Origin of the sequence: Bradyrhizobium sp. UBA2491 (assembly GCF_002341725.1) — a bacterium.
Taxonomy (GTDB): Bacteria; Pseudomonadota; Alphaproteobacteria; order Rhizobiales; family Xanthobacteraceae; genus Bradyrhizobium.
The window spans coordinates 1-7870 of the sequence record NZ_DDOP01000062.1 but is presented as its reverse complement, the minus strand read 5'-3'; the positions used below and the strand labels follow the sequence as shown (position 1 = coordinate 7870).

General features: G+C 65.5%; 9 protein-coding genes. 1 reads left to right on the top strand and 8 read right to left on the bottom strand.

Annotated features, from left to right (window positions below):
- Window positions 1-89 precede the first annotated feature (89 nt).
- From B2W55_RS20890 to B2W55_RS20865, 6 genes are all read right to left on the bottom strand, one after another.
- Window positions 90-458 carry a VOC family protein gene (locus B2W55_RS20890; protein WP_024578288.1) on the bottom strand — a complete coding sequence of 123 codons (369 nt, stop codon included), beginning with the start codon at window positions 456-458 and terminating at the stop codon, window positions 90-92.
- 189 nt (window positions 459-647) lie between these two features.
- Window positions 648-1586: a cytochrome D1 domain-containing protein gene (locus B2W55_RS20885; RefSeq protein ID WP_024578289.1), complete on the bottom strand. Its 939-nt coding sequence runs from the start codon at window positions 1584-1586 to the stop codon at window positions 648-650.
- A 2-nt stretch (window positions 1587-1588) separates the two neighbouring features.
- On the bottom strand, window positions 1589-2128 hold the full coding sequence (locus tag B2W55_RS20880) for an SRPBCC family protein (RefSeq protein WP_024578290.1): 540 nt from the start codon (window positions 2126-2128) through the stop codon (window positions 1589-1591).
- Window positions 2129-2558: 430 nt separating this feature from the next.
- Window positions 2559-3275 (bottom strand): Crp/Fnr family transcriptional regulator, encoded by a 717-nt coding sequence (locus B2W55_RS20875; protein WP_024578291.1) that lies wholly within the window; start codon window positions 3273-3275, stop codon window positions 2559-2561.
- 7 nt (window positions 3276-3282) lie between these two features.
- A complete protein-coding gene (locus B2W55_RS20870; protein WP_024578292.1) occupies window positions 3283-3510 on the bottom strand; it encodes a DUF6894 family protein in 228 nt (75 codons plus the stop codon).
- A 61-nt stretch (window positions 3511-3571) separates the two neighbouring features.
- The gene (locus tag B2W55_RS20865) at window positions 3572-4336 is read right to left on the bottom strand and encodes an AAA family ATPase (RefSeq protein WP_024578293.1); all 765 of its coding nucleotides are present in this window, start codon (window positions 4334-4336) and stop codon (window positions 3572-3574) included.
- Window positions 4337-4402: 66 nt separating this feature from the next.
- Between B2W55_RS20865 and B2W55_RS20860 the strand changes: the two genes are divergently transcribed.
- Window positions 4403-4741: a hypothetical protein gene (locus B2W55_RS20860; RefSeq protein WP_063830178.1), complete on the top strand. Its 339-nt coding sequence runs from the start codon at window positions 4403-4405 to the stop codon at window positions 4739-4741.
- Between the two features lie 397 nt (window positions 4742-5138).
- Here the strand turns inward: B2W55_RS20860 and B2W55_RS20855 are convergent, their stop codons facing one another.
- Complete coding sequence (locus B2W55_RS20855) at window positions 5139-6014, bottom strand: PCC domain-containing protein (protein ID WP_024578295.1); 876 nt, start codon at window positions 6012-6014, stop codon at window positions 5139-5141.
- 3 nt (window positions 6015-6017) lie between these two features.
- Complete coding sequence (locus B2W55_RS20850; protein WP_024578296.1) at window positions 6018-7658, bottom strand: acyl-CoA synthetase; 1641 nt, start codon at window positions 7656-7658, stop codon at window positions 6018-6020.
- Window positions 7659-7870: the final 212 nt, after the last annotated feature.

Here is a 7870-nt window from a genome sequence, read left to right as displayed (position 1 = left end):
ATGAGCGTAGCGATATGCGGGGGTGTCGGCCGGATGCGCTGTCGGCTCCCGCATATCGCTACGCTCATGCGGGCTACAGCAAGCGCGCCTCATCTTCCGCGGCGCGCTGCGATCTGCCAGACGTTTGCCCAGGCATCTCGAACCATCGCCCGCCGGTCACCGTAGGGCGTATCCGCCGGATTCTCGATCGTTTCGGCGCCTGCCGCAACCGCGCGCTGATAGGTTTCGTCCGCGTCCGGAACGTAGACATAGAAAAAGCCCGGCATTGCTTCCCGTACGGCTCCGCCGTCGCTGACCAGAAGCATCGAGTCCCCGATCCGGATTTCGGCTGGCGCGCCGGAGCGAACCTCGCCTTCCGCACCGAAGACGCTTCGCAGGAATTCGGTCAGGCCGGCGGGATCGCTGGTGACTAGTCTCGGGATGACGCACGGCCAGCCGTCAGGCTTGAATGAGGTCATGGGCCTGCCCTTGATGAAACAACGACGATCGGTCGCTGATAAGCCTACCACGAAGGCAGATCGTAGGGCGGGTTAGCCGACCGCGGCCACCGCAGCTCAACGAGCGAAGGTGGAAGGCGTAACCCGCAGCGTCTCTGCGACCGGAATGGTGGGTTACGGCTTCGCCTAACCCACCCTACGTGCCGGCCCCTAGTCGGTCCGCCTCAGAAACGCGCCGAACGCCCGCGGCCCGTCCCCAACCTTGACCTCGCCGATGACCTTCAGCTCGACCGCATCGATCACGCTCAGCGTGTTGCTCTCCCAGTTCGCGACCACGATGCGCTTGCCGTCCGCGGTCGCCTCGATGCCTTCGGGATAGTCGCCGACCGTGATCCGCTTCAACGGCAGCAATGTCGTAAGGTCGAACACGCTGACCTTGCCGTCATACTGGTCGGTGACGAAGCCGCGGCCCTGTGCCAGCGCCACCGCGTAGGGCCGCAGGCCGACACGCACGCGCCCGAGTTCGCGGGCGGTCGCGATGTCGATCACGGAGACATCGTTGGAGCCGACATTGGCGGTGTAGGCGCGCTTGCCTTCGGCATCGATGGTGATGCCGAACGGACGGGCGCCGACCTTCACGATCCCTCTCCGCTCGTGCACAGACGTATCTGTTATCGAGACGCTGTCGTCGTCGCGATCCGCCGAGAGCAGCAGGTGCCCGTCCGGCGTCACCGCGAGCCCGGACGGCGATGCGCCGACCGCGATGCGGCCGACGACGCGCTGCTGTTTGGCGTCGATCACCCGCACCGTGGCAGCGTACCAGTCGGCAACGTAGACCGTCGCATCGTCAGGTGCGATCGCGATGCCGAGCGGGCCGCCGCCGACATCGATCCGGCCGACCACCTTTCGCGCCGATGCGTCGACCACGGTGACCGCCTTGGCATCCGGGCTCGTCACATAGGCGAAACGGCCATCCGCGCTGACCGCAACGCCCGCGGGCTTGCCGCCGATCGCGATGGTCGCGACCGGCCTCGACGTCACGAGATCGACCACCGTGAGATCATCGCTGAGCTGGTTGGTGACGAACGCCTCTTCAGCGTGCGCGCTGCCGAGCCCGGCGAGCAGCGCCAGCAGCGCGACCACCCGCATGATCAGGTGCCGCTCTCGATCTTCTTCTTCAGCGCTTCGAGCCCCGCGCGATAAAGGCCGCTCACCGCCTTGATGGCGGCCTCGTCGTTCAGCTCCGGCGGCGGGTCGTTGTTGGGATAGCCGCGGTAGAATGCGCCGGCCCATTCCAGCTTCGCCTTGCCGTCGGGCGCCGGCGACACCGTCAGCGTCGAGGAATAATTGGTGACCGGCAGCACCTTCACGTCGACCGCGGTGATCCGGTACGAATAGCTCAGCATCTCCGGCTCGTATTTGTAGAGTTCCTCGTCGATGGTGACGCCGGGCGCCAAGGTCAGCCGCCGCGTAGCGCCGATCTCGTTGCCCTTCTCGCCCTCGGTCTTGCTGACGCCGGCAAGCCAGCTCATGTCCTGGAAATTGCCGATCACCGCCCAGACCTTGGCCTGCGGCGCGTCGATCTCGATGGATTCCCGCACCTTCTGGCGGGTCGGCCCATGTGCCCATGCGGCCCCCAGCACGGCCAACGCCACCACCACGGCGCCAGCCCCCGCGATCGCTCTCCTCATCTCGTCCCCCCGGTTTTCGGTCTTCCGCCAAGCGCGTGCCGAAGTTCATGTTCCGGTATTCTGGAGCAGATGGAAAGCGGCTGCTTGCACCAGAGTGAAGTTCGCCGCCGCCGATGTTCACCCGGAGGCAAGCCTGCTGCGACAATCATGATCGCGCTCGCCAAATGACTGACTGGCTTACGGCCCGCGGTCAGGCCCAGCCGCCGGCTCACGTTGCTCGCGAGATGGTGCCGGTTTGAGAAGCGGTAATTTGCCGGGACGTTGTGACGGCAGCACAAATCACAGCCAGTCCGAACGCGATTGAAAATACGATCAAAACAAATCGTGGCGTCATCGACGAGGTTCCGTTCCCGAGGACGCCCCCCTTTGGGAGATTTAGTCGTTCGCAGGCCCTGGTTTCAAGCCCTCCACGGCGCTGTTGGAAGATCGGCTACGTGGGCTGGGCCTTTCGCTGCAAATAGTCCGGATTGAATTCAGCCAGCTGTTCCAGCTCCGCCCGGTTCGGCAGCGAAACCAGCTCCCCGCGCCACTCCAGCAATCCTCGCTTCCGGAGCGCCTGCAAGGTTCGATTGGTATGGACCGTGGAAAGGCCGCAGGCCGATCCAATATCCGCCTGTGTCAGCGGGAACGCAAAACTGTCCTGATTGAGCAGGCCGACGAACTCCAGACGCACGGCGAGCTCACAGAACAGTTGGGCGACGCGACGAATGGCATCCAGCGCTCCAAGGTTGCCGACCCAATGTCGAAAGATCGCGGCGTCGATCAGCGTTTCGCGCCAGAATGTGTGCACGAGTGAAGGCTGCTTGTCGAACAGCGCCTTGAGCGCCGCGTGCGGTACCGTCGCGACGGTGCTCTGCCCGACGCTGATCAGATCGTGGTCCATGGTCGGCAGATACAACGTCATCAGGTCGGGGATGTCGCCCGGAACGTGCAGCGACAGGATCTGGCTGCGATCTCCGACGATCTTCTGGCGATACAGAAAGCCGCTCATCAGCGCGACGCAGTTCAGCGCCCGGTCACCTTCCCTCAGGATGCTTTCGCGATCGCCGAGCGTCCGGATCGTATGTGGAAGCGCGTTGAGTACGGCGCGTTCGTCCTGCGAAAGGCCGGTGACCGCCTGTAGGCGCGCGATCAATCGTTGGTGCATTGCAGGGTCACTTGGTTGAAATGGTAAGGGTGGCGCCGGCAACAACGCGCACGCCATCGCGGACGTCGATCGTCAAGCGAACCTCCTGGCCATCGCGGGACATGTCGAGCGCGGCATCGCCGGCCGCCGCCAACGCCATGGCCCGCGCAGCGTCGAGGCTGTCCAGCTCCTGCCCCGTTTCGTCGATTGTCGCAGCGCCGTCCGAGCAATGATAATCGAAGAAATATCGGGTCATGCAGCCGTAACACGCGGGCGCCGTTTCGGTTCCGTTCGGTTCCCTCCGATTTCGAGTCACCTCACTCCGTGATCACCGCCTCGACGAAGCCCTTGGGGTCGTCGCAGAACTCGCGCATCAGCCGGTAATGGTCGGTGTCCCTCAGGTTCACCGGTTCGAGGCCATATTTGGTCAGCCGCAGCAGCGTCGCGTTCGGATAAGCCATCAGGATCGGCGAATGCGTTGCCATGATGACCTGACAATGGCCGGTGCCATGCATCCGGTGCAGCAGTTTGAGGAACTCGATCTGGCGCGATGGCGACAACGCGGATTCCGGCTCGTCGAAGATGAAGATGCCCTGCCGCCGGCAGCGCTCCTCGAAGAAGCGCAGGAAACCTTCACCGTGCGAGTGGGACAGGAAGTCCGGCGGCATGTCGCCGACGTCCAGTGCTGCTTCATCGAGATAGCGCGCCACCGAGAAGAAGCTCTCGGCACGGAAGAACCAGCCATTGGTGATCTTGGGCAGCCAGCTCGCGCGCAGCGCCGTCGCGAGCGAGCCGCCCATTTTCTCCACCGCACCGCCGTGATCGACGGCGCGATAGCCCTTGCCGCCACCAGCGTCGTCATAACCCGCCATCACGGCGATGCCCTCCAGCAGCGTCGACTTGCCGGTGCCGTTCTCGCCGACGATGATGGTGATGGCCTCCTCGAAGCTCAGCTCGAAATCATCGCGCAGCAACGGCAGCACGAACGGATAGGCCTGGCGGTTCGGAATCCGTGCCGGATCGAGCCACACCCGTTTCAGATACGGCGCGGGCATGTTGATCGGGCGATTTCGTCTGGCCATGGGCACGGATCCGGGGAAACAACGGCGGGCGCATCAGTTTATGATAGGCGCCCGCGACAATCCTAGATGGCCCAATGCCTCATGCCCAGCAAGGCCTATACCCGCTTCCGCAACGCGATCCTCACCGAGCAGCAGATCGTCTGCGTCTATGACGGCCGGCCACGCGAACTGTGCCCGCACGTCATCGGCCACAACAAGAGCGGCGAAGAGGTCGTGCTGGCCTGGCAGTTCGCCGGCGCGAGCTCCGGCAAGCTGCCGCAATGGCGCTGCCTGCGGCTCGCCAATGTCAGCGACATCCGCCTGCGCGAGGGCTCCTGGCACGAAGGCGGCTCGCACCTGACGGAGCAGACCTACGTCAGCGCGATCGACCTCGACATCAACGTCCATGTCCGCAAGCGGCGGTGAGCGGCCTGGCGCTGGGTTGCGCGACGGTGCAAACCTTCCGGGGCGCCCTGCCCACCCGTCATTGCTGTCATCGCCCGGCTCGACCGGGCGATCCAGTACGCCGCGCCCATCGGCTCAATAATGACCGCCTCTGGAATACTGGATCACCCGCTTTCGCGGGTGACGACACCGCACAAGCTGTTTGCAGTTGGGGCGAGAAAGAGCCACATCGTCGTCCCGGCGAAGGCCGGGACCCATAACCACAAATGGTTGTTGGTTCGCGACGGCGGAACGACGAGTCCCTTCGACAATATCTGCCACGGATTATGGGTCCCGGCCTTCGCCGGGACGACAGTGGAGGACGTGGGGCGATGTCGACCCCAGCACACGCCGGAACGACGCTCAGAGAAACCGTAACCTACAACTGCTCCGCCTCCTCCAGCACTTCCAGCACCAGCTCCATCGTCATCAGCACCGGATTGTCGCCGCGCACCAGCCGTCCCTCGGCAATGCCGCCGAGATAGTCGACCAGCGCGACGTCGAGGCTGGCGCGGAGCCGACGATTGGCGTCGGGCGCGATTTCGCCGGCGGTCACCGCGAGCTCGGTCGCGAATGGCACCACGCTGTGGCCGTCGGTGAAGACGGCACCGATGGTCGAGCCGACGCCGCCGTGCAGCCGCGCGCGCAGGATGCCGTGCTTGCGGCAAAAGCCTTCCAGTGCGCCGGCGAAATCCTGGTTCGGCCGCAGCCGCATCGCGAAGGCACGGCCCGTGGTCTTCGCCCCGCACGGCGCGGATGCGACGGGACCGAACAGCTTGAAATTGGTCTCGCTGTCGGGCTCGGCCAGGAACGTCGCGCCGTCGATCCCGAACGCGCTGACCTCGAACGGCTCGGCGACGACGGTCTCATCCGGCATCATGTGCCCGCCATTGCTGCGGCCGCAGGCCTCGGTCCACAATCCGTGGCAGTGGAAGAACGGCGCGCCGTCGCGCTCGCCGAAAGTCAGCGCCGCGAGCTTCAGCCGCGTCACGCCGTCGGGACGAAACGTGTCGCTGTAGAACGCCGCATTGGCGCCGTCCTTCGACAGCGCCGGCATCACATAGGCGAACGGCCCGAGCGCGCCGCTCCTGGCGCTCAGCACGCCGCCGGAAAACCCTTCGGCAGCGAAGCCGCGGCGCACGGCTTCGAGCAAGGGAATGCCGGCCTCCAGCACGAAGGAAAAGCCGCGGCCGCACGCGGCGACCCATTGGATGCGCTCGGGAGGCGAAGCGCCGGGCTGGGCGATGCTGCGCATGCCTCAGGCGCCCGGCGATTTGGCGATCACCTCGAGCAGCCCGCGCGCCTCGAGCTCGTCGCGGATCAGCCGCTTCGGCACTTTGCCGTAGCCGGACTTCGGCAGCGCCTCCCAGAAGAAGAAGCGTTTCGGCATCTTGTAGCGCGGCACCTTCGGCGCCAAGTACGCAGCAAGCTCGGCTTCAGCGACCGCATCGACGCCCTCGCGCGCGACACAGACCGCGACACCGACCTCGCCCCAGAACGGATCGGGCACGCCAAGCACCGCGACCTCGCCGACCGCGGGATGGGTCAGCAGCTTCTCCTCGATCTCGCGCGGATAGATGTTCGAGCCGCCCGAGATGTACATGTCGGAGGCGCGGCCGGTGATGTAGACGAACCCCTCCTCGTCGATGTGGCCGAGGTCGCCGGTGCGAAACCAGCCGTCGCGAAACGCCTTCGCATTGGCCTCTGGGTTGTCATAGTAGCCGGCGAACACGCCGGGGCCGATCACGCAGATCTCGCCGGTCTCGTGCGGCTTCAGCTCGCGGCCGTCGTCGCCCTGGATCGAGACCTGCATGCCGGTGCGCTCGAAGCCGCAGGTGCCGATCCGCGCATGCGGGCCGTCCTCCGGGTCGTGCAGGCCGGGCGGCAGCACGGTGATATTGCCGGTGACCTCGCCGAGGCCAAAATACTGCACCAGCACGCCACCGAGCTTTGCCAAGGCCGCCTTCTGGTCCTCGCGATACATCGGCGCACCGGCATAGATGATGTAGCGCAGCGAGGAATGGTCGTGCTGGTCGGCGGCGGGATGCTCGACCATCATCTTCAGGATGGTCGGCACCGTGAACATGTTGCTGACGCGGTGCTTTGCAATCAGGCGATACGCCTCCGCGATGTCGAACTTCTCCGACGGCAGCAGGATGGTCGGCACGCCGCGCGCAGTCTGCACCAGCTGATGCACGCCGGCGCCATGCGACAGCGGCGCCACCACCAGCGAAGCGTCGTCCTCGGTCGTCCCCGGCATCAAATCGGCGAGATGGTTGGTGATGACGAAAGCCATCTGGCCGTGGGTCAAGACCGCGGCCTTGGAGCGGCCGGTGGTGCCGGAGGTGAAGAAGAACCAGCAGGGGTCGTCGTACTCGACCGGCGTATTGTCGACCACGGCGCCCGCATGCCTGGCGATGACGTCACCGAGTGTCGCCTCGCCGAAGCTGCCCTCCTCGCCGATCCGCCAGATGAATTCGAGCGCCGGATTGGCCGCCGCCTTGGCATGCTCGGGGAAATCGGCGTGGCACAGAAACGCCTTGGCGCCGGAGGCCGCCGCCAGATAGGCGACCTCGTCCGGCATCAGGCGGAAATTGGTCGGCACCCAGACCGCGCCGAGCCGGAACGCCGCGAACATCGACCAGAACATCTCGTCGCAGTTCTTGGAATGCACCAGGATGCGGTCACCCTTGACGATGCCGCGCGCGGCGAGCGCCGCCGCCAGTGCCGAAACGTTCTGGTCGATATGGCGCCAGGACCACGCCTTCTCGTTCCAGATGAAGCCCGGGCGATCGCCGTGGCGGCGGGCGTTCTGGGTCAGGATGTAGGCGAGGTTCATCACCCGGCGCGACACCCGCGCGATCCCGCCGCGCGGCGCGGTCCTCTCCGTCCCGCTCATCGTCGCCCCGCCGATACGCACAACAGACAGGGCAAGGTCAGGACGGTCATCGGGTATTTCCTCGGTCAGAACCGGGCGTCTTGAAGCGCCGCGAAGCGATGGTGCTATCCGGTGTATCGCCAAGCGGCGCGCCTCGGCAAGGCCCGCCGGGTGCGGTACGGCCGCAGCCGGTCGTCCGCGCCAACATGCCGACTGTGCATGGGGTTGTTTTC

What these genes read in the sequence shown, in the direction of transcription:
- B2W55_RS20875 (WP_024578291.1), bottom strand. Translation starts at nt 3,275, where the DNA reads ATGCACCAACGATTGATCGCGCGCCTACAGGCGGTCACCGGCCTTTCG.
- B2W55_RS20870 (WP_024578292.1), bottom strand. Translation starts at nt 3,510, where the DNA reads ATGACCCGATATTTCTTCGATTATCATTGCTCGGACGGCGCTGCGACA.
- B2W55_RS20880 (WP_024578290.1), bottom strand. Translation starts at nt 2,128, where the DNA reads ATGAGGAGAGCGATCGCGGGGGCTGGCGCCGTGGTGGTGGCGTTGGCC.
- B2W55_RS20890 (WP_024578288.1), bottom strand. Translation starts at nt 458, where the DNA reads ATGACCTCATTCAAGCCTGACGGCTGGCCGTGCGTCATCCCGAGACTA.
- B2W55_RS20865 (WP_024578293.1), bottom strand. Translation starts at nt 4,336, where the DNA reads ATGGCCAGACGAAATCGCCCGATCAACATGCCCGCGCCGTATCTGAAA.
- B2W55_RS20850 (WP_024578296.1), bottom strand. Translation starts at nt 7,658, where the DNA reads ATGAGCGGGACGGAGAGGACCGCGCCGCGCGGCGGGATCGCGCGGGTG.
- B2W55_RS20885 (WP_024578289.1), bottom strand. Translation starts at nt 1,586, where the DNA reads ATGCGGGTGGTCGCGCTGCTGGCGCTGCTCGCCGGGCTCGGCAGCGCG.
- B2W55_RS20855 (WP_024578295.1), bottom strand. Translation starts at nt 6,014, where the DNA reads ATGCGCAGCATCGCCCAGCCCGGCGCTTCGCCTCCCGAGCGCATCCAA.
- B2W55_RS20860 (WP_063830178.1), top strand. Translation starts at nt 4,403, where the DNA reads ATGGCCCAATGCCTCATGCCCAGCAAGGCCTATACCCGCTTCCGCAAC.